Origin of the sequence: Methylobacter sp. BlB1, assembly GCF_015476545.1 — a bacterium.
In the GTDB taxonomy this organism is placed as follows: Bacteria; Pseudomonadota; Gammaproteobacteria; order Methylococcales; family Methylomonadaceae; genus Methylobacter.
In genome coordinates this window covers 1-20,215 of record NZ_JADMKV010000071.1, presented here as the reverse complement: position 1 = coordinate 20,215, position 20,215 = coordinate 1, and the positions used below count along the sequence as shown (strand labels likewise).

Here is a 20,215-nt window from a genome sequence, read left to right as displayed (position 1 = left end):
TGCATCAAGTCCAATTTGACTCAAAAACATCGCGATGGCTGCGCGAAGTCTGCAAAACTGATGTGTCGAATTGATCATTAGCTTAGCGTCGGGTTAACTTATCTCTTTGCGCTCGATAAGTTAACCCGACCTACAAGTAACTATTGATTTGGCGCCTTGCTCGCAGAAAGACATGAATGATGAGCTTGCCATCCATGAAAAAAATTTCATCTTCCCTGTATCAGTTACAGGGAAGATGCTTGGGATATGAATGTGACCAAATGAATAGGCGGCATCTGAGCCGCCCAAAACCCTATTCCACTGTCACCGATTTTGCCAGATTCCTAGGCTGATCGACATCGGTGCCTTTCAGCACGGCGACATGATAGGCCAGCAGCTGCAGCGGTACGGCATAAACAATAGGCGCCGTTTCATTCTCGACTTGTGGCACTTTGATGATCTGGACATTCTCGCTGCTTTCGGACGCCAGCGTCTCATCCATGAAAACGATCAGCTGGCCGCCGCGCGCACTGACTTCCTGCATATTGGATTTCAGTTTTTCCAACAGGCTGTTGTTCGGCGCTACGGTAATGACCGGCATGTCCGCGTCTATCAGCGCCAGAGGCCCATGTTTCAGTTCGCCTGCCGGATAAGCTTCGGCATGGATATAGGAAATTTCCTTGAGTTTTAGTGAGCCTTCCATCGCGATCGGGTAATGCGTGCCTCTGCCGAGGAACAGTGCATGCTGTTTTTCCGCGAATTGTTCCGATAATGCCTTGATTTGCTCATTCAACTGCAAGACCTGTTCAATTTTTTCAGGCAGGCTGAACAATTCGGACGTTATCTTCTGCTCAAGTTTCTCGGTCAGTCCAAATCGCCTGCCGACAGCGATGACCAACAGCATCAGCGCCACCAGCTGGGTGGTGAAGGCTTTGGTCGAGGCCACGCCGATCTCCGCGCCGGCCCGTGTCATTAACACCAGGTCGGATTCCCTGATCAGCGAGCTTTCCGGCACGTTGCAAACGGCTAATGAATACTTCGCGCCCAATTTTTTCGCCTCCTGCAGCGCGGCCAGCGTATCGGCCGTTTCACCGGATTGCGAAATCGTGACAATCAGGGTGTCTTCCGACAATACCGGATGCCTGTAGCGGAATTCGCTGGCGACTTCGATATTGCAAGGCACGCGGGCCAGCTTCTCAAACCAGTAACGCGCCACCAGTCCGGCGTGGTAACTGGTTCCGCAAGCCAGGATTTGCACGGATTTCACCTTATCGAAAATATCCCCGGCATTATGTCCGATTGAACTCTCTTCCAGCCGGTTGTTGATGAATCGGCCTTCCAGTGTTTCCGAGATGGCCCAGGGCTGCTCATAAACTTCCTTCAGCATGTAATGGCGATATTCGCCTTTATCGACAGAGTCGATTTTCAGCTGACTGGTTTTGATAGGGCGATTGACGATGTTGTCATTGGCATCGTAGATAACGACTTTATCTATCGTTATCTCGGCTATATCGCCGTCTTCCAGAAAAATAAACCGTTGCGTGACCGGCAGCAGGGCGGCAACATCCGATGCGATGAAATATTCGCCAATGCCGACGCCGATCACCAGAGGACTGCCTTTTCGGCAGGCAATCAGCGTATCGGGATAATCGATACTCATGATGCCCAAGGCATAGGCGCCTTCGAATTTTCTCACGGTCTTCTGGACAGCATTTAATAGGCCAGTCGAGGTCTCCAGAGCGTCGTAAATTTCATGGACGACGACTTCGGTATCGGTTTCCGACGTGAACTTGTAGCCTTTCTCCAGTTGAAGACCGCGTAATCGCTCGTGGTTTTCGATAATGCCGTTATGAACCACGGCCACTTTGTTGCCGCTGATATGCGGATGCGCATTGGCCGTGCTCGGTTTGCCGTGGGTTGCCCATCGGGTATGGGCTATGCCGATGTTGCCGGCGATAGGATCGGCCTGCAGCAAGGCTTCCAGGCCTTTCACCTTCCCCAGTTCCCGTTTCCGGTATATTTCCCGTCCGCTTATGACCGCCAGCCCTGCCGAATCGTATCCGCGATACTCCAACCGCTTCAAGCCCTCCAATAAGATAGGGACTACACTCCGCTGCGCTACACCACCTACAATTCCACACATATTATTTTTCCTCGACAATTATTCCTGACATTGTACAAACTCCTGCAACCATCAGTCGCGTTTAACGGGGCGTTGCCATCCTTCTATAGTCGTTTGTCTTGCCCTGCCCAAGGTCAATTGATTCTCAGGGGCATCCCTAGTGATCGTGGAGCCGGCACCTATAGTGGCGTTTTTGCCAACCGTCACCGGAGCGACCAGTTGGGTATTGGAGCCAATAAAAGCGCCATCTCCAATGGTTGTTCGAAACTTATTCACGCCGTCATAATTGCAGGTAATGGTTCCGGCGCCGATATTTACCTTGCTGCCTACGGTCGTATCGCCGATATAGCTTAAGTGATTGATCTTGCTGCCGGCCGCGACCGATGATTTTTTGATTTCCACGAAATTACCGATATGCACATCTTCGGCCAGGACACTTTCCGGTCTCAATCTGGCATAAGGGCCGATTCTGCTGCCGTTCCCTATGACGGCGTTTTCTATGACGCATAAATCGAGAATCTCAACATTATCGCCAATGATGGAGTTTTTTATATGCGTATTAGCACCTATTTTGACATGGCTGCCGATGCTGTTTTTGCCTTCCAGAATCACATTGACATCGATTTCGATATCCTGGCCCAGCGTTTCTATCGAGCCGCGCAGATCGAACCGGGCTGGGTCTCTTAATGTAACGCCCCGTTCCATGAGTTTATTGGCCTGCTCCTGCTGATAGACGCGCTCCAGGTGGCTGAGCTGTATGCGGTTGTTTACGCCCAACACTTCATCGACTGTTTCGGGCTGACTCGTTACGATAGCAACGCCATCGGCGACGGCCATTTCAATGATATCCGTTAAATAGTATTCGCCTTGCGCATTGCTGTTATTCAACTGGTTCAGCCATTTTTTCAGTTTATTGCCGGGTATCGCCATGATGCCGGTGTTGACTTCATTGATCAGTTTCTCTTGAGCGTCGGCGTCTTTTTCTTCGACAATCCTGATGACTTGACCCGCTGCATTTCTGACTATCCGGCCGTAACCGGTTGGGTTTTCGAGATTGACGGTCAGCAAGGCGAGCGCTTGCTCATTGACGCTGGAAATCAGCTGTTTGACTGATGACAGTTTCAGCAAAGGCACATCGCCATAAAGAATCAGCACCTTGTCCGTGTCCGATATCAGATCACTGACTTGCTGCACAGCATGACCCGTGCCCAGCTGTTCCTTTTGTTCTATCCAGACGGCGTCCAGATCGCTGAGCGTTTCTCTTACCAGTTCGGCGCCATGGCCATAGACAATTTTGATGCTGTTGTTTTCCAGCTGCCTGCTCATGTCGTAAACATGTTTCAGCAAAGGTTTATCGGCAATTTTATGCAGTATTTTGGGCAGCTCTGAACGCATACGCGTCCCTTTGCCGGCTGCCAGAATGATAGTCTTAATTTTCATGTTTATATTCCTTTAGATAAAAAACCGGATAACGCGGCTTAAGCTACTTAAGCTTTCAGATCGTCCAAGCCCTGTTTTCTTTTATATTCGCGCTTTTTTAAGCCTATCCAATGCTCTTAATTTGATTCCAGCCTCGAACAATTGCGCCTGAGATTATGGCTTACGAAATTATAATCGTAAAAATTTCTTAAAATAAAAAAAAACCCGATAACGTGAACACGTTAACGGGTTTTTCTAGGCCTAAGCCAGTTATTTTTATCCGCCGCGCTTTCTCAGCCTGTCCAGTGTTCTCAGCTGCATCATCGCTTCAAGCAATTGCGCCTGGGCTGTTGCATAATCAATCTTGCTGGATTTGTCAGCCAGAGCTTCTTCAGCTCTATGTTTGGCTTCCAGGGCGGCCGCTTCATCAATATCTTTCGCTCTAATTGCCGTATCAGCCAGAATGGTAACCACATGAGGCTGCACTTCCAGAATGCCGCCTGATACATAGAACGGATAACTTTCTTTATCGCTCACTTTAACCCGCACTTCGCCGGGCTTCAGTCTTGATATTAATGGAGCATGACGTGGGGTAATACCCACTTCGCCAAGTTCAGCCGGAGCAAATACCATTTCCGCTAATCCGGAAAATATCTCCTTTTCTGCACTTACGATGTCTACATGTACGGTCATGGTCATTGTCGGGTTACCTGTTTCAATCTCTCCCGGCCATTGAACCGGGAGATACATCTATAAAGTATGGAGGCTTACTTCATGCCTTTCGCTTTTTCAAGCGCTTCGTCAATGGTGCCGACCATGTAGAAAGCTTGTTCAGGGATATTGTCGTATTCGCCGTCAATAATGCCTTTGAAGCCTGCGATTGTATCTTTCAGTGAAACATATTTGCCCGGTGAGCCGGTGAATACTTCGGCAACGAAGAAAGGCTGAGACAGGAAACGCTGGATTTTACGCGCTCTGGCCACCGTCAGCTTGTCTTCTTCCGACAACTCGTCCATACCTAGGATCGCGATAATGTCTCTCAGCTCTTTATAGCGTTGCAGCGTACCTTGAACTTTACGCGCCACGTCATAGTGCTCCTGGCCGATAACCAGCGGATCGAGCTGGCGGCTGGTTGAATCCAGAGGATCGATCGCAGGATAAATACCCAGCTCGGCAATCTGACGAGACAGTACGACGGTCGCATCCAAATGCGCGAACGTGGTTGCAGGTGACGGGTCAGTCAAGTCGTCCGCAGGTACGTAAACGGCCTGGATAGAGGTAATAGAGCCGGTTTTCGTTGAGGTAATACGTTCCTGCAACACGCCCATCTCTTCCGCCAGCGTCGGCTGATAACCTACCGCAGAAGGCATACGGCCTAACAATGCCGATACCTCGGTACCCGCCAGGGTGTAACGGTAAATGTTGTCGACGAAGAACAGCACGTCGCGGCCTTCGTCACGGAAATATTCCGCCATGGTCAAACCGGTCAGCGCCACGCGTAATCTGTTTCCGGGCGGCTCGTTCATCTGGCCGTAAACCAGCGATACTTTGTCGATAACGTTTGAATCGGTCATTTCGTGATAGAAGTCGTTTCCTTCACGCGTACGCTCGCCTACGCCGGCAAACACGGAATAACCGCTGTGCTCGATCGCGATGTTACGGATCAATTCCATCATGTTAACGGTCTTGCCTACACCCGCACCGCCGAACAGTCCGACTTTACCGCCTTTACTGAATGGGCAGACCAGGTCGATAACCTTGATGCCGGTTTCCAGCAATTCGTTGGCAGCCGCCTGTTGGTCATAAGACGGCGCACTGCGATGAATGCCCCATTTTTGTTTTTCGCCGATAGGGCCTTTTTCATCGATAGGCTGACCTAAGACGTTCATAATACGGCCTAAGGTTTCCTGTCCGACCGGCACTGAAATGGGGGCATCGGTGTTGCTAACGGTCAAGCCTCTGCTTAAGCCATCGGTGCTACCCATCGCAATCGATCTGACTACACCGTCACCCAATTGCTGTTGCACTTCCAATACCAGGTCTTTTCCTTCTACATTTAATGCATCATATACTTTGGGCAGTGCTTCACGCGGGAATTCCACGTCAACAACCGCACCAATAATCTGAACGATTTTACCCGAACTCATTGAGTTGTCCTCTTATAATTTGTGTCGTTTTTGCTTGGGCTTAAAGGCTTAAACAGCTGCGGCACCGGCAACAATTTCTGAAATTTCCTGCGTGATAGCGGCCTGTCTGGCTTTGTTGTAAACCAGTTGCAGCTCACCGATAAGATTGCCGGCATTATCCGAAGCGCTCTTCATGGCGACCATTCTGGCAGCCTGCTCACAGGCATTGTTTTCAACCAGGCCTTGGTAGACGATCGACTCGATATAACGGGTCAGCAAGTGATCCAGAACTTCCTTGGCATCGGGCTCATAAATATAATCCCAATGACCGCTCAGTTTTTCTTCGATCTCTTCCGCTACTACAGGCAGCAACTTTTCAACAGTTGGTCTTTGAGTCATGGTGTTCACGAATTCATTGTATACGACATACAATTCATCGATAGTGCCCTGCTCATAAGCATCCAACATGATTTTAATGATGCCGACGATATCCTGCAGGTGCGGAGTGTCACCCAGTTTGGAAACCTGTCCGACCATGTTCGTTTTCAGATTGCCAAAAAAGCCGGCAGCCTTTGTGCCAATCGTACAAACGTCTACATCAATGTTTGCTTTGTCCCATTGCGATAACTGTGTCAGCGTTTTTCTGAACAAGTTTGAATTCAGACCGCCGCACAACCCCCTGTCAGAGCTTATTACAATGATCCCAACCCGCTTAACCTCACGCTTAATGAGAAAAGAGTGTTTATATTCCGGATTGGCATGGGCCAGATGTTTAATGATCCGGCCGATTTTTTGGGAATATGGACGTGTTGCCTGCATTCTGTCTTTTGTTTTACGCATTTTACTCGCCGCAACCATCTCCATTGCCCGAGTGATCTTTTGAGTATTCTTGATACTCGCAATCTTTGTGCGTATTTCTTTACCAACAGCCATTTGAAGACCCTTTTACCAACTATGAGTTTTGATGAAAGTTTGAATAGCAGTCAGCATACCCTGCCTGATTTCATCGTTAAAATCGCCAGTTGCATTAATGGTACTCATTAATTCTGCATGTTCTGACTTCATGTACGACTGTAAAGCAGCTTCAAAATCAAGGACTTTGTTAACTTCTACGTTATCCAGGAAACCTTCGTTGGCAGCAAACAGTGAAACCGCCATTTGTGCGACTGACATTGGTGAATACTGGTTTTGCTTCATCAATTCAGTCACGCGTTGGCCGCGCTCGATCTGCTTACGGGTGCTTTCATCCAGATCCGATGCAAACTGAGCGAAAGCTGCCAGCTCACGGTATTGAGCCAAGTCAAGACGGATACCGCCGCCCAATTTCTTGATGATCTTGGTCTGTGCCGCACCGCCTACACGCGATACCGATAAACCGGCGTTAACCGCAGGACGGATACCGGAGTTGAACAAGTCGGTTTCAAGGAAAATCTGACCGTCCGTAATGGAAATTACGTTGGTCGGTACGAAAGCCGATACGTCGCCGCCTTGGGTTTCGATGATAGGCAAGGCTGTCAATGAGCCGGTTTTACCTTTCACTTTGCCGCCAGTCAGTTTTTCAACTTCATCAGCGTTGATACGTGCCGCTCTTTCCAGCAAACGAGAGTGCAAGTAGAACACGTCGCCAGGATACGCTTCACGTCCCGGTGGACGACGCAGCAACAAAGACACCTGACGATAAGCCCAGGCTTGTTTGGTCAAGTCGTCATAAATGATCAGCGCATCTTCTCCGCGGTCTCTGAAGTATTCCCCCATTGAGCAACCGGTGTAAGGCGCAATGAATTGTAAAGCGGCTGATTCAGAAGCAGATGCGGCAACGATAATAGTGTGTTCCATCGCGCCATGCTCTTCCAGTTTGCGCACAACGTTGGCAATGGATGAACGTTTTTGGCCGATAGCGACATAAATACATTTGATGCCGGTGCCTTTTTGGTTGATGATCGCATCAACCGCGATGGCGGTTTTACCGGTTTGTCTGTCGCCGATGATTAACTCACGCTGGCCGCGGCCGACAGGAATCATCGCATCGATGGATTTCAAACCTATTTGGACAGGTTGATCAACTGATTGACGTGCAATAACGCCGGGAGCGATTTTTTCAATTGGCGAGCTTTCTTGGGTTTCAATGGCGCCTTTGCCATCGATAGGATTGCCAAGCGCATCAACAACGCGGCCCAGAAGCGCTTCACCGACAGGTACTTCCAGAATTCTACCGGTGCATTTTACGGTATCGCCTTCAGAGATGTGCTGGTATGAACCTAATACCACCGCACCGACTGAATCTCTTTCAAGGTTAAGCGCCATCCCGTAGGTATTGCCAGGGAACTCCAACATCTCGCCCTGCATAGCTTCAGAAAGACCATGTATTCTTACAATACCGTCAGTCACGCTGACTACAGTACCTTCTGTATGGGCTTCGGCGCTCAGGTCGAAGTTTTCGATCTTCTTTTTAATCAGATCACTTATTTCAGATGGGTTTAATTGCATGTTCTGTTTCTCACTCTAGATTTAGAGCCTTTTTGCTAATTGTTGAAGCTGGCCTTTGATGGATCCGTCAATTACTCTGTCGCCTGCTCGCACCAGAACGCCGCCGATCAAGGATTTATCCACGGTTGCGTTCATATGAACTTTTTTGCTCAGTGTCCTTTCCAGTTTTGAAGCGAACTTCTGCTTTTCTTCTTTGGAGAATGGATAAGCAGTCACTACTTCAACATCGATATAACCTTCATCGTCCGCTTTATATGCTTCAAAAATTTCCGCAATGTAAGGCAGTAAAGTCAATCGATTGTTTTGAACAAGCAATTTCAGAAAATTCGCACTCTCTCCATCAACTTGTCCCTGGCAGATATCAAGCATCAGTGCTGATAACCTTTCTTTAGTTACTTTGGGGTTATCCACTACAACAGAAATTTCTTTATCACTCAGGACAGCCGACATAAATGCCAAACTTTGCGACCATTTAGCCGTCGTATTGGTTTCTTTGGCTCTCTTAAATACTGCCGCTGCGTAAGGCCTTGCCAATGTTGCCAGTTCGCTCATTATGCTTAACCTAGTTGATTAGAGACTTTGCTGATGATGTCTTGGTGTTTGGCTTTATCGATTTCCGCATTCAGAATCTGTTCTGCTACGCTCACCGCCAAAGCCGCCACTTCTTGACGCAAACCTTCTTTAGCCTGTTGCATTTCTTGCTCAATTTGCGCCTGAGCTGCCAAAATCATACGTTCGCCTTCTTTTTTAGCGATTTCTTTTGATTCTTCGACAATTTCATTAGCACGTTTCTGAGCCAGATTAACAATCTCGGAAGATTGTTCTTTAGCTTCTTTTAAAACGTTCTTGGCTTTTTTCTCAGCCAGTTGCATTTCTTCCTGACCTTTTTCAGCCGCAGCCAAACCGTCAGCGATTTTCTTCTTGCGTTCTTCTAAAGAGTCAAATAAAGGTGGCCATACGTACTTCATGGTAAACCATACCAGAAGTGCAAATGTAATCATTTGCCCAATCAGAGTAGCATTGATACTCACGATGCGTTCCTCTTGTTGCGATTAAATTTAGACAGCTTCAATTAACCAGCTGCGGCGGCTTGTACAGCAGACAGGAATGGGTTGGCGAATGTGAAGAACAGCGCCAAACCAACACCGATCATAGTTACCGCGTCCAACAGACCCGCAACGATGAACATTTTAACTTGCAGCATAGGAACCATTTCTGGTTGACGAGCTGCGCCTTCCAGGAATTTTCCACCCAGCAGACCGAAACCGATAGCAGTTCCCAAAGCACCCAGACCTAGAACCAGACCAACTGCAACAGCAGTCATACCTTGTACATCAGCAATTAAAGATGCAATTTCCATGATACCTCCAAACGTAGTATTGATATAAAGTTGAAAAAATTAGTGGTCTTCGTGCGCCATACTCAGGTAAACGATTGTCAATACCATGAATATGAATGCCTGAAGCGTGATAATCAGAATATGGAACACCGCCCATGGGAAACTCAATAAGGGTTGAATATACCAAGGCAGCAAGGCAATCAAAATAAAGATCAATTCGCCGGCATACAGGTTACCGAACAAACGAAGTGCCAGAGAGATAGGTTTTGCTATTTCTTCGACGACTTTCAACAGCAAGTTAAATGGCAGCATCCATGGCCCGAAAGGTTGAAACATCAATTCCTTGGCAAAGCCCCAAGGGCCTTTTATTTTGATACTGTAGAAGATAATTAAGCAGAAAACTGAGATCGACATGGCGAATGTCGCATTCAGATCCGTACTGGGAACGACGCGCAGGTACTCGATGCCCATCAACGAACCGATCAATGGCAGAATATCAACCGGGAACAAGTCCATGAAGTTCCACAGGAATACCCAGCAGAATATCGTCAATGCCAGCGGTGCAATCAGTTTGCTGTGACCGTGGAAGCTATCTTTAACCTGGGTGTCTACAAATTCAACCAGCATTTCTGCAAAATTTTGCACCAGCCCCGGCACACCGGCTGTCGCTCTCTCGGCGGCCATCTTGAAAAACCAGATGAACAAACCGCCTAACACTGCAGAGAAAAATAAGGTATCAAGATGTAATGTCCAAAATCCCTCGCCCACTTTTAGCGAAGTCAAATGGTGAATAATATATCCGGTTGCACCTTCGGCGGCATGAGCTTCGGTAGCCATCGTTCCTCTCTAATTAAAAAATGATTGTTCAGCGCATGATGAGCGCAAACCAAAAAGCTGATAATGCTGACACATAGCCAGCTAACAGCGGTAATATTTCTATATCGGGGATTTGAAAAATCATGATGAACAGCGCAGCTGTTAACAATAACTTTCCCGATTCTCCAGCATAAAAAGACCGTACGATCTTCTTAGGCTCCTGCCCTGCGGCTCTTTGAATCCGCAAAGCAAAATAAAGGTTAGGAATAAAAGCTGCTGCTCCGCCCAAGGCAGGCGATAAGGCTTTTTGCCATCCCCCAAAAACTGCAAATCCGGCTGTTGTTATTATTATTATAAGTATCTGATAACTTAAGATCTTACCGACAGTCTTTTCATTTTTCGCTGTCATGCTCAAGCTCCAAACACAATAGCCGCACGATTATAGCTATGGGTCTTCATTAAATCAAGGAAGTTCGAAAAACCTTTTTAAAATTATGGTTATTGTTTTTCGTCTTTTTGCCTGTCGAGTTATCTGATCTGCTCGAGAATTCCATCCAGTTCTTCAAGGCTGGAGTAAGCAATGACCAGCTTGCCGGTACCGTTTTCCTTATGATTGATAAATACCTTGGCGCCCAATTTTTCCGTCAAGTCTTCCTGTAGGCGCAGTGTATCTTTATCGATAATCTTGATCTTTTGTATTTTCGGCTCAGCATGAGCATCTTTAACCAGGCGCTCCGCCGCTCTTACCGTCAAACCTTCATTGGCAATCTTATGGGCTGCAGCGACCTGCTTGATGCCATCCAATGAAAGCAGCGCTCTTGCATGACCCATTTCCAGTTGCCCGTTGGCTAACAATTTCTTTACCTCAGGCTGCAGTTCCATCAATCTCAACAGATTGGTGATGGTAGTCCGCGATTTGCCGACGGCATCGGCGATTTGCTGATGCGTCATGGCAAATTCATCCAGTAGCCTTTTTAACGCGTCCGCTTCTTCCAGAGGATTCAGGTCCTCTCTTTGAATATTTTCAATCAGTGCAATCGCCATGGCCGCTCGGTCATCTATTTCCTTGATAACCACGGGCACCTGCTGCAAGCCTGCCAACTGCGCCGCGCGCCAGCGGCGCTCGCCGGCAATGATTTCGTATTTTTCCTGGGCAATTTTTCGCACAACAACAGGCTGTATTATCCCCTGTGCCTTGATAGAGTCGGCCAATTCCTGCAGCTTTTCAGGATTGATATCTTTTCTCGGCTGATACTTGCCGCGCTGCATATATTCTATTGGCAGCGTCTGAATCTGTTGCTTTTCCTCTTTAGCGGAAACATCGCCTAACAAGGCATCCAGACCCCGACCTAATCCACGTTTTTTTAAAGTCATGCGTTCTTCTTTATTAATCGTTTTTGGCCGCCTGCGCGATGCTCGACCTGGCCACTCGCAATATTACCCATATAGCTGGCTGAACAATCCTGGCCAGCTGCTGCTTTTTGGCCTTGCCAAATCAGTCTATTTCGAAACGACGGACCATTAGCTCAAATTCATCGAGCAAGCTTATTAAAGATTCAGCCTCTTCCAGAAGATGGCTGTTTTCCCGTTGAATATTTTTAATCAGGGCTGCCGCTATGACCGCCTGACTGTCAATTTCGTCAACAGTCGCAAGCGCCTGCTGTTTTTCAGCGGCGGCAGGCGTTTGTTTGGCTCTCGGCAACTGCTCCCTGCGCTGCTCTACCTCCTGCTTCCCTGCAGTCGTCGGCAACTGCTCCCTGCGCTGCTCTGCCCCTTGCTTCCCTACTGTTGCTGACAACTGCGCCTTGAGCCGTTCTACCTCCTGCATACTTGCAGAGATATCCGCTGCATTCTCACGATCGTCCTTGGCAGGCACATCAACCAGCAAGGCTTCCAATCCTCTACCCAGTCCACGTTTTTTTGAAGTCATGACTTATTTTTTTTCTTTCTTGATCATTTCATTTGCCAATGCCATATAGGACTTGGCGCCCCGCGATGTTTTATCATAAGTCAATACCGGCACGCCATGGCTTGGCGCTTCGGCCAAACGAATATTCCTTGGTATGCAGGTCCGGAATACCTGATCGCCAAAATACCGGATCAACTGCTCTGAAACATCCTTGGTCAGACGGTTTCTGTCGTCAAACATCGTGCGCACTATGCCTTCCAGATGCAATTCCGGATTGACGGTTTCCTGAATGTTTTTCAGCGTACTCATCAATGCGGACAGGCCTTCCAGGGCATAATATTCACATTGCATCGGAATCAACAGGCTATCTGCCGCCACCATCGCATTCAACGTCAGCATATTCAAGGACGGCGGACAATCGATCAGAATATAATCATATTGCCCTTTAATCTGTATTAGCGCATCGGCAAGACGCTGCTCCTTGCGCTCCGCCTTCATCAGCTGCACTTCGGCGGCGGTCAAATCGGCATTGCCCGGGATAATCGAAAAACCGATAGTCGGCATATTAATCACCGTTTCCGCTACCGGCACATCTTCCATCAATAAATCGTAACTGGAATAGCTGACGTCCTGCTTGTCGACGCCGCAGCCCATGGCTGCATTGCCTTGCGGATCAAGATCCACCAGCAGCACGCGCCGCTTTAAGGCCGCCAATGATGCCGCCAGATTGACGCTGCTGGTTGTTTTACCGACGCCGCCTTTTTGATTGGTTACGGCTATTACTTTTGCCACTACTTCTTTACCTCGGTCTATTCTAGTGATTCTATTCGAACCAGACATCTTTCAGCTTCTATTCCCGGAACTTGTACAGGTATCACCGTTGTTTTTTGCGGCATGTGCTCCAATTCCGCATCCGGGCTTTGACCTTTCATCGCCAGCACCACGCCGCCCTTGCCGAGCAGATGTCCCGTCAATTCAACAATGGCCGGCAAACTGGCAAACGCGCGCGTGATCACGGTATTGAATCTGTCATCAGGTTGATACTGTTCCACGCGGCTGTGGCAAACGGTTACGTTTTTAAGCTTTAATTCCAAAACCGCCTGCTGCACGAATCGGGTTTTTTTCGCATTGCTGTCCAGCAGGACAAACTCGATTTCAGGCAGGCAGATTGCCAATGGAATACCGGGCAATCCGGCGCCTGTCCCTATATCGATCACGCGTTGGCCTTCGACGAACTCAAGAACAGCCAGGCTATCGAGCAAATGCAGCCGAACCATCTCTTCCCGGTTGCGTATCGCGGTCAGATTATAGGCTTTATTCCATTTTTCGATCAGTTTTATAAAGCCGAGCAGTCGCTCGATCTTATCCTCATCAATGGATAGGCGCAAAGATTCGATCCCGGCAGTCAGGATTTCACGGCAGGCATCCATCAGGCGCTTTTCTTCTTCAGGTAAACCAGCAACAGCGAAATAGCAGCCGGCGTAATACCGGGAATACGCGATGCCTGACCTAAAGTCTCAGGCCGGTGATTCTTAAGCTTTTCGCTGACTTCATTGGAAAGGCCCGGCACGCCTTTATAGTCGATTGCCTCGGGCAGCCGCAGGTGATCGTAGCGCAACGCTTTGTCTATCTCCGTTTGCTGCCTGTCTATGTAACCGGCATATTTGGCCTGAATTTCAACCTGCTCGGCAACCTGCTCAGGAATGGCCTCATCAATGCCTAAAAACGACAGCAGCCGGTTGATGTCGACTTCCGGCCGGCGCAGTAAATCCATCAAATTGCTTTCGCGCACCAAAGGCTTGCCCCAGTATTCGGCGACCTGTCCAGCTTCCTCGGTTTCAGCTCTGACCCATCGCTTTTTCAGGTCGCCCTGCAGCTTGGCGATGGCTTCGCGCTTGGTTTCGAAAGCCTGCCAGCGCTCATCGTCGACCAGACCGAGTTCACGGCCTTTCTCCGTCAAGCGCAGATCGGCATTGTCTTCCCGCAACAACAGCCTATATTCGGCACGGCTGGTGAACATGCGGTACGGCTCCTGCGTGCCTCGTGTGATCAGATCGTCGATCATGACGCCGATATAAGCCTCATCGCGCCCTGGGCACCAGCTATCCAGCCCCTGCACCAGGCGCGCCGCATTCAGGCCGGCGATCAGCCCCTGCGCAGCCGCTTCTTCATAACCGGTCGTGCCGTTGATCTGTCCTGCGAAAAACAGCGCCTGCATGTGTTTGGTTTCCAGCGAGAATTTCAGATCTCGCGGGTCAAAGAAGTCATATTCAATGGCGTAGCCGGGACGCAGAATTTCCGCATTCTCAAAGCCCAGCATCGAACGCACGAGCTCATACTGGACATCGAAAGGCAGGCTGGTTGAGATGCCGTTCGGGTAGATCTCATGCGTATCCAAGCCTTCCGGCTCGACAAAAATCTGATGCGAATCCCGGTCGGCAAAACGCACGATTTTATCTTCGATGGACGGGCAATAACGCGGGCCGATGCCTTCTATGATGCCGGAATACAGCGGCGAGCGATCCAGGCCGGAGCGGATGATGTCGTGGGTCTTGCCGTTAGTGCGCGTTATGTGACAGGGCACTTGCCGCGGGTGCTGTTCGCGCTTGCCGAGAAAGGAGAACACCGGCACCGGGTCATCGCCGTGCTGCACTTCCAATTTGCTGAAATCGATCGTGCGGCCGTCGATGCGCGGCGGCGTGCCGGTCTTCAAGCGGTCGATGCGGAAAGGCAATTCGCGCAGGCGCTCGGCCAAGGCAATCGAAGCCGCATCGCCGGCACGGCCGCCGCTGTAATTTTCCAGACCGATGTGGATTTTGCCGGCCAAAAAAGTCCCGGCCGTCAAGACCACGGCTCTGGCTGCAAAGCTCAAGCCCATTTGGGTTTTAACGCCGACCACTCTGTCGCCTTCCACCATCAGATCGGATACGGTCTGCTGAAATATGGACAGGTTGGGCTGATTTTCCAGCGCGCTTCTGACCGCCTGCTTATAGAGCTTACGGTCAGCCTGAGCGCGCGTGGCTCTGACCGCAGGGCCTTTGCTGGCGTTCAGGGTACGGAACTGAATGCCGCCGAGGTCAATGGCCTGCGCCATAATCCCGCCCAGCGCATCCACTTCTTTAACCAGATGGCCTTTGCCGATGCCGCCGATGGCGGGGTTGCAGCTCATCTGCCCGAGGGTGTCAATATTTTGCGTCAACAACAGTGTTTTCACGCCGCACCGGGCTGCCGCCAACGCAGCTTCGGTACCTGCATGACCACCGCCGACTACAATGACATCAAAATCTTTTTTGAATTTCACAAGCGTTATGTACTCTAATAAAAGCTATAATAATGCGTTGTATATATTATACAAACTCTACTCTATTATAAGGGGAAAATCATGAAAAAACGTAAAAATCGGAGCGAACTTGAAGCGCTGCCAATGCAAAACCCTGTCGCGAAGTTCGCGCATCAGTTCAACAAGGCGCAAACCTTTCGCGATAAAAGCAAATACAGCCGTAAAGCCAAGCACGCAAAACAGGAGGTTTTTCCGATAACATGGTTCAGTGCTATCGGAAAAACCCCCTGTTTCAATCCATCAACCGCTCTTAACGCCTTCTGGACTGATCCGCTTTTTGGCTGGCACATTTGATGCACATAGTGGAGTAAGGCAAGGCTTTCAGCCGCTCCTTATTGATCGGTTCCCCGCAAACGACACAGATGCCGTATTCGCCGCTGTCTATTCTGGCAATGGCCTGCTTGACCTTTTCTATTTCCGCCCGGGTCACGTTGCCCAGATAATCCTGGACTTCATCATCTTCCTTCTGCGTCACCTGTTCGGCAAAATCCTTTTCCAAAGGCTCATCCGCATGTTTGACATGGTCGGTAATTTTGGCCAGACGCGCATCCAGATCTTCCAGCATTTCTATCAGATTTTTGCGTATTTCTTCGTACTCTTTCATATAAATCCTTGCTTCTTCGCTTTGAATCCTGCTTAAATCAGAAGCTTGCTCTATACTACAAAACAGGCTTTACCCTAATGGAGTCATATAAGACCTTATTCAACCCAGCATGTATCACCACTTATGCAAAATGCAATCAATCAGCTACTGGATGCAGCCAATCAAATTATTCTCGGCAAGCAACGCCAAATCCGCCTTGCCCTGTGTTGTCTGCTAGCGCGCGGCCATCTGTTGATCGAAGATATGCCCGGCGTCGGCAAGACCACGCTGGCGCATACGATGGCGACACTGCTCGGGCTGAATTATCAACGCATACAATTTACCAGCGATATATTGCCGGCCGACATTCTCGGCAGCTCAATCTTTGATACCCAAAACCACGCGTTTAAGTTTCATGCCGGCCCGATTTTTAATCAAATGATATTGGCCGATGAAATTAACCGCTCTACGCCCAAAGCGCAAAGCGCGCTGTTGGAGGCGATGGAAGAGCGCCAAGTTACGATTGAAGGCAAGACCTATGAATTGCCGCAACCTTTTTTCGTTATTGCCACACAAAACCCGTCGCACCAGATCGGCACGTTTCCTCTGCCCGAGTCGCAACTGGACCGGTTCCTGATGCGTATAGAGCTCGGTTACCCTGATCCTGACGCCGAAAGAGCCCTGCTGACCGGCAAAAGCCGGCACAGCCTGATCGAGTCGCTCGAAGTGCGCTTGCCGCCCGAGCAACTGTCGCAAATGCAGCAGGCTGTCACGCAAGTTTATGCCTCTCCTGCCTTGCTGGATTATTTACAGGCCATTATCGCCTATACGCGCGAATCGCCGGACTATCATTGCGGCTTATCCCCACGCGCCGGGTTAGCGCTGCTTACCGCCGCAAAAGCCTGGGCTTTTATGGACAGCCGTGATGCGGTTATTCCGGAAGATATCCAAGCCGTACTGGCCGCCGTGGCCGGCCATCGTTTGAGATCCGGCCATAGCCATTCGGAAACCATCGTTGCGCCTTTGTTAGAAAAAGTGGCAATCCATTGAGTTCAATATCATTCAATGAACGTTGGCGCCGCAGCCGATTTATCGCTGGTGAAAAAGCCACCGATGAACCTGTGGCGCTGAATCATCGGCGCATCTTCATTCTGCCGACACAACGCGGACTAGGCTTCCTCGTATTGAACCTGTTGTTATTGCTTGTCGCTTTTATCTATAACAACAACCTAGCCTATCTGCTGACTTTTTTGCTGGCCAGTGTCTTCTTTGTGACCATCCTGCACAGCTTTAATTCACTGTCCGGCCTGGTTCTGCAGAAAGGCCACAGCAAACCCGTGTTTGCGGAAGAGCCTGCTGGGTTCGACATTCACATCAATAATCCAACCCCGATCGAACGCCACAACCTGCAACTGACGCTGAAAAAAACCGCAGCCCTAACACTGGCGGCGCACAGCAAAGGCTTGGTTACGCTATATTCGACGACAGAAAAAAGAGGCTGGCATGAAGCCGGCGCCGTCACGATAGCGAGCACTTATCCTTTGGGGCTGTTTCGCGCCTGGTCGCCGGTCCGGCTGAATCTCAAGGTACTGGTTTATCCAAAGCCCGCCGGCGCTGATCGCCCGTTACCGGAGTCATCCTCGCTACAATCCGGGCAAGGATTCAATAAAAACGGCGCGGATGATTTTCACGGCATACACGAATATCAGGCCGGCGATCCGATCAAGCACATACACTGGAAAGCCTTTGCCAAAGGGCAGGGCCTGTTCAGCAAGCAATACGGCGGAGAAGAACCGACCGAAATCTGGCTCGCATACGATGCGGCGGCGGGTCATGTCGAAGAGCGCTTGAGCCAGCTGTGCCGCTGGGTGATCGATGCTGACAGAGCCGGCATCGATTATGGCTTATCGCTTCCCGGCCATAAAGTGGCGCCCGGCCAGGGTCCCGTTCATAGCCAAAAATGCCTGGAAGCACTGGCGCTGTTTTGAACATCATGCGCAGCAAATTCAATAAAAGCGTCCTGATTTTCTTGCTTTCGTCCATCGGACTGATCGTTTTTCCGCATGTTTATCACCTGCCGGCTGCCGTCCTGAGCTTTTTCTTCCTGATTTTGGGCTGGCGCTTTGCCGGCATCTGGAAGCCCGGCTGGCTGCCTAATAGCTGGTTTGTTCTGCTGCTGACCCTCCTCGGCGTAGGGCTGCTGTACAGTCAGCATCACAGCCTGCTCGGACGTGATCCGGGCACCGGCCTGTTCGTTATCGGCCTGGCGCTCAAATTACTGGAAATCAAGACCGAACGCGACATCTATCTGATTACTTATCTGGCTTTCATCGTCGCCGCCTCGCAGTTCTTGTATGAGCAAAACATCCTGGTGGGCGTTTATATTGTGGCCGTCTGCTGCGTGCTGTTTGCGACGCTGGTCAGTATTAACAGCCTGCGGCCGCGGACACTGCCGGCCTTGAAAACGGCGGCCGTGATCATGGCGCAGGCCCTGCCGATTGCAGGCGTGCTGTTCATTCTGTTTCCGCGCATTGAAGCGCCGCGCTTGCTGCTGCTTAACGAAGATCATCAAACTAAATCCGGCTTGAGCGACAGTATCGAGCCGGGCTCCATCAGCAATCTCGGTCTATCGGACGAGCTGGTATTCCGGGTTAAATTCAAAGGCGCCTTGCCGCCGCCGGCGCAGCGCTACTGGCGCGGGCCGGTCATGACCCATACGGATGGCCGGCTTTGGACCCAGTCAGTGCACAAGGATTTTAAAAGATTTCTCGATAAGCCTAAGTTTATCGGCGCATCCTATCAATACACCTTGCTGATGGAGCCGCAAGACAAGCCCTGGGTTTTTGCGCTGGATATAGCGGCCGAATACCAGTCGCCCGCAAGCCTGAACGCCAACTATCAACTCGTCAGCGAAGAAGCGCTTGGTAAACGCGCCGAGTATAAAGTGACGTCATATACGCAATACAACACCGGCTATATCACGAAAACCGAATATCAAGACGCAACGCAGCTGCCCGACGAACCGTCCGAGAGAATCAATCAACTGGTCCGGCAACTGCACGGCTTTGACAGCCCGCCCGAAACCTATATTCAGCAATTGTTGAATCATTTCAAAAAAGAAGACTTTCATTACACGTTGACGCCGCCGCTAATGGAGGAAAATCCGATTGAAACGTTCCTGTTTGAAACGCGCTACGGCTTTTGCAGCCATTATGCGGCGGCATTCGTTTATTTAATGCGTGTCGCGGATATCCCGGCGCGTATTGTCACCGGCTATCAGGGCGGCGAACTGAACAAGATCGGCAATTTTTTGGAAATAAGGCAAGCCCATGCCCACGCCTGGACTGAAGTCTGGCTGCAGGACAAAGGCTGGGTCCGGCTTGATCCGACGGCGGCCATTGCGCCGGAAAGAATCGAGCAGGATGTCAATGTCGATCAACAGGTCGCCAGCGGCATTGTCACGTTTGTCAGTCCCAATAGCCAAAAATTGGTGGCGTTCGATTGGCTGAAACAGGCGCATCAGCTTTGGAATAGCGCCGATTACAGCTGGCAGCGCTGGGTCATCAACTATAACAGCATGAGTCAACTGCAGCTCTTATCGTGGTGGGGCATACAGAACGCCAAAACCATGCTGTACAGCATGCTCGGCCTGATCGCCTTAATGACAGCGGTACTGGGCTGGTTTCTGCTGCACCGGAAACCCAAAAAGACCGACAGCGCTTTGCGCCTCTATAATCGGTTCTGTAAAAAGCTTGTCCACCAGGGTTTCATCAGAAGCGAGAGCGAGGGCGCAAGGGATTTTGCCGAACGGGTGAAATCAAAACTGCCCGAAAAGTCGGCGCAGATCGATCAGATCACAGATGTGTTCATCAAGCTGCGCTACGGCCAGGGTTCGGGCCCGGAAGATCTGAAACGGCTGCATAAACTGGTCATGCAGTTCAAAGCCGCAGATTAGCTTCATGATCGGGCTTTAAAGCAATGCCGTTAAGTTAAGGCTTGTTCCGTTCGTCCTGCTCCTTCGACTACGCTCAGAACTAAAAGCTTTGTCGAAGGGTGAGCGGAACAAGTCGTTAAGCCATTCATGGTTCGACAAGC

The 20,215-nt window shown here is 49.9% G+C and carries 21 protein-coding genes; 4 read left to right on the top strand and 17 right to left on the bottom strand.

The window, feature by feature from the left end:
• Positions 1-292: 292 nt before the first annotated feature.
• The 16 genes from glmS to mnmG form a co-directional block, all read right to left on the bottom strand.
• Positions 293-2,122: a glutamine--fructose-6-phosphate transaminase (isomerizing) gene (gene glmS / locus IT781_RS19040; protein ID WP_194971761.1), complete on the bottom strand. Its 1,830-nt coding sequence runs from the start codon at positions 2,120-2,122 to the stop codon at positions 293-295.
• A gap of 51 nt (positions 2,123-2,173) precedes the next feature.
• Positions 2,174-3,541 carry a bifunctional UDP-N-acetylglucosamine diphosphorylase/glucosamine-1-phosphate N-acetyltransferase GlmU gene (gene glmU, locus IT781_RS19035; protein ID WP_194971760.1) on the bottom strand — a complete coding sequence of 456 codons (1,368 nt, stop codon included), beginning with the start codon at positions 3,539-3,541 and terminating at the stop codon, positions 2,174-2,176.
• 255 nt (positions 3,542-3,796) lie between these two features.
• Positions 3,797-4,219 (bottom strand): F0F1 ATP synthase subunit epsilon, encoded by a 423-nt coding sequence (locus IT781_RS19030; protein ID WP_194971759.1) that lies wholly within the window; start codon positions 4,217-4,219, stop codon positions 3,797-3,799.
• A 68-nt stretch (positions 4,220-4,287) separates the two neighbouring features.
• Positions 4,288-5,667 (bottom strand): F0F1 ATP synthase subunit beta, encoded by a 1,380-nt coding sequence (gene atpD / locus IT781_RS19025; RefSeq protein WP_194971758.1) that lies wholly within the window; start codon positions 5,665-5,667, stop codon positions 4,288-4,290.
• A 48-nt stretch (positions 5,668-5,715) separates the two neighbouring features.
• Entirely contained in the window at positions 5,716-6,579 is an 864-nt protein-coding gene (atpG, locus tag IT781_RS19020) for a F0F1 ATP synthase subunit gamma (protein ID WP_194971757.1), read from the bottom strand.
• A gap of 12 nt (positions 6,580-6,591) precedes the next feature.
• Positions 6,592-8,133: a F0F1 ATP synthase subunit alpha gene (gene atpA, locus IT781_RS19015; protein ID WP_194971756.1), complete on the bottom strand. Its 1,542-nt coding sequence runs from the start codon at positions 8,131-8,133 to the stop codon at positions 6,592-6,594.
• 21 nt (positions 8,134-8,154) lie between these two features.
• A complete protein-coding gene (locus tag IT781_RS19010; protein ID WP_194971755.1) occupies positions 8,155-8,685 on the bottom strand; it encodes a F0F1 ATP synthase subunit delta in 531 nt (176 codons plus the stop codon).
• Between the two features lie 5 nt (positions 8,686-8,690).
• Positions 8,691-9,164 carry a F0F1 ATP synthase subunit B gene (locus IT781_RS19005; RefSeq protein ID WP_194971754.1) on the bottom strand — a complete coding sequence of 158 codons (474 nt, stop codon included), beginning with the start codon at positions 9,162-9,164 and terminating at the stop codon, positions 8,691-8,693.
• A gap of 41 nt (positions 9,165-9,205) precedes the next feature.
• Complete coding sequence (gene atpE, locus IT781_RS19000) at positions 9,206-9,493, bottom strand: F0F1 ATP synthase subunit C (RefSeq protein ID WP_020158728.1); 288 nt, start codon at positions 9,491-9,493, stop codon at positions 9,206-9,208.
• Positions 9,494-9,532: 39 nt separating this feature from the next.
• On the bottom strand, positions 9,533-10,309 hold the full coding sequence (gene atpB / locus IT781_RS18995) for a F0F1 ATP synthase subunit A (protein ID WP_194971753.1): 777 nt from the start codon (positions 10,307-10,309) through the stop codon (positions 9,533-9,535).
• A gap of 28 nt (positions 10,310-10,337) precedes the next feature.
• Positions 10,338-10,697: an ATP synthase subunit I gene (locus tag IT781_RS18990; protein ID WP_194971752.1), complete on the bottom strand. Its 360-nt coding sequence runs from the start codon at positions 10,695-10,697 to the stop codon at positions 10,338-10,340.
• 119 nt (positions 10,698-10,816) lie between these two features.
• On the bottom strand, positions 10,817-11,662 hold the full coding sequence (locus IT781_RS18985) for a ParB/RepB/Spo0J family partition protein (RefSeq protein WP_194971751.1): 846 nt from the start codon (positions 11,660-11,662) through the stop codon (positions 10,817-10,819).
• Positions 11,663-11,783: 121 nt separating this feature from the next.
• Positions 11,784-12,218: a hypothetical protein gene (locus IT781_RS18980; RefSeq protein ID WP_194971750.1), complete on the bottom strand. Its 435-nt coding sequence runs from the start codon at positions 12,216-12,218 to the stop codon at positions 11,784-11,786.
• Between the two features lie 3 nt (positions 12,219-12,221).
• Positions 12,222-12,989 (bottom strand): ParA family protein, encoded by a 768-nt coding sequence (locus tag IT781_RS18975; protein ID WP_194971749.1) that lies wholly within the window; start codon positions 12,987-12,989, stop codon positions 12,222-12,224.
• A 17-nt stretch (positions 12,990-13,006) separates the two neighbouring features.
• Positions 13,007-13,627 (bottom strand): 16S rRNA (guanine(527)-N(7))-methyltransferase RsmG, encoded by a 621-nt coding sequence (gene rsmG / locus IT781_RS18970; protein WP_194971748.1) that lies wholly within the window; start codon positions 13,625-13,627, stop codon positions 13,007-13,009.
• Positions 13,627-15,498 carry a tRNA uridine-5-carboxymethylaminomethyl(34) synthesis enzyme MnmG gene (gene mnmG / locus IT781_RS18965; protein ID WP_194971747.1) on the bottom strand — a complete coding sequence of 624 codons (1,872 nt, stop codon included), beginning with the start codon at positions 15,496-15,498 and terminating at the stop codon, positions 13,627-13,629. The genes rsmG and mnmG overlap by 1 nt, the downstream gene beginning before the upstream one ends.
• Before the next feature lie 81 nt (positions 15,499-15,579).
• On the opposite strand from mnmG, the gene IT781_RS18960 reads away from it, so the two are divergent.
• Complete coding sequence (locus tag IT781_RS18960; RefSeq protein ID WP_194971763.1) at positions 15,580-15,831, top strand: hypothetical protein; 252 nt, start codon at positions 15,580-15,582, stop codon at positions 15,829-15,831.
• On the opposite strand, the gene IT781_RS18955 is transcribed toward IT781_RS18960, so the two are convergent.
• A complete protein-coding gene (locus IT781_RS18955; protein WP_194971746.1) occupies positions 15,788-16,141 on the bottom strand; it encodes a TraR/DksA family transcriptional regulator in 354 nt (117 codons plus the stop codon). The genes IT781_RS18960 and IT781_RS18955 overlap by 44 nt on opposite strands.
• A gap of 123 nt (positions 16,142-16,264) precedes the next feature.
• Between IT781_RS18955 and IT781_RS18950 the strand changes: the two genes are divergently transcribed.
• From IT781_RS18950 to IT781_RS18940, 3 genes are read left to right on the top strand one after another with little or no spacing between them, the layout of a single operon-like run.
• Positions 16,265-17,170 carry a MoxR family ATPase gene (locus IT781_RS18950; protein ID WP_194971745.1) on the top strand — a complete coding sequence of 302 codons (906 nt, stop codon included), beginning with the start codon at positions 16,265-16,267 and terminating at the stop codon, positions 17,168-17,170.
• Complete coding sequence (locus tag IT781_RS18945; RefSeq protein ID WP_194971744.1) at positions 17,167-18,108, top strand: DUF58 domain-containing protein; 942 nt, start codon at positions 17,167-17,169, stop codon at positions 18,106-18,108. Before IT781_RS18950 ends, IT781_RS18945 begins: the two co-directional genes overlap by 4 nt.
• Positions 18,081-20,075 carry a DUF3488 and transglutaminase-like domain-containing protein gene (locus IT781_RS18940; protein ID WP_228779277.1) on the top strand — a complete coding sequence of 665 codons (1,995 nt, stop codon included), beginning with the start codon at positions 18,081-18,083 and terminating at the stop codon, positions 20,073-20,075. The genes IT781_RS18945 and IT781_RS18940 overlap by 28 nt, the downstream gene beginning before the upstream one ends.
• Positions 20,076-20,215: the final 140 nt, after the last annotated feature.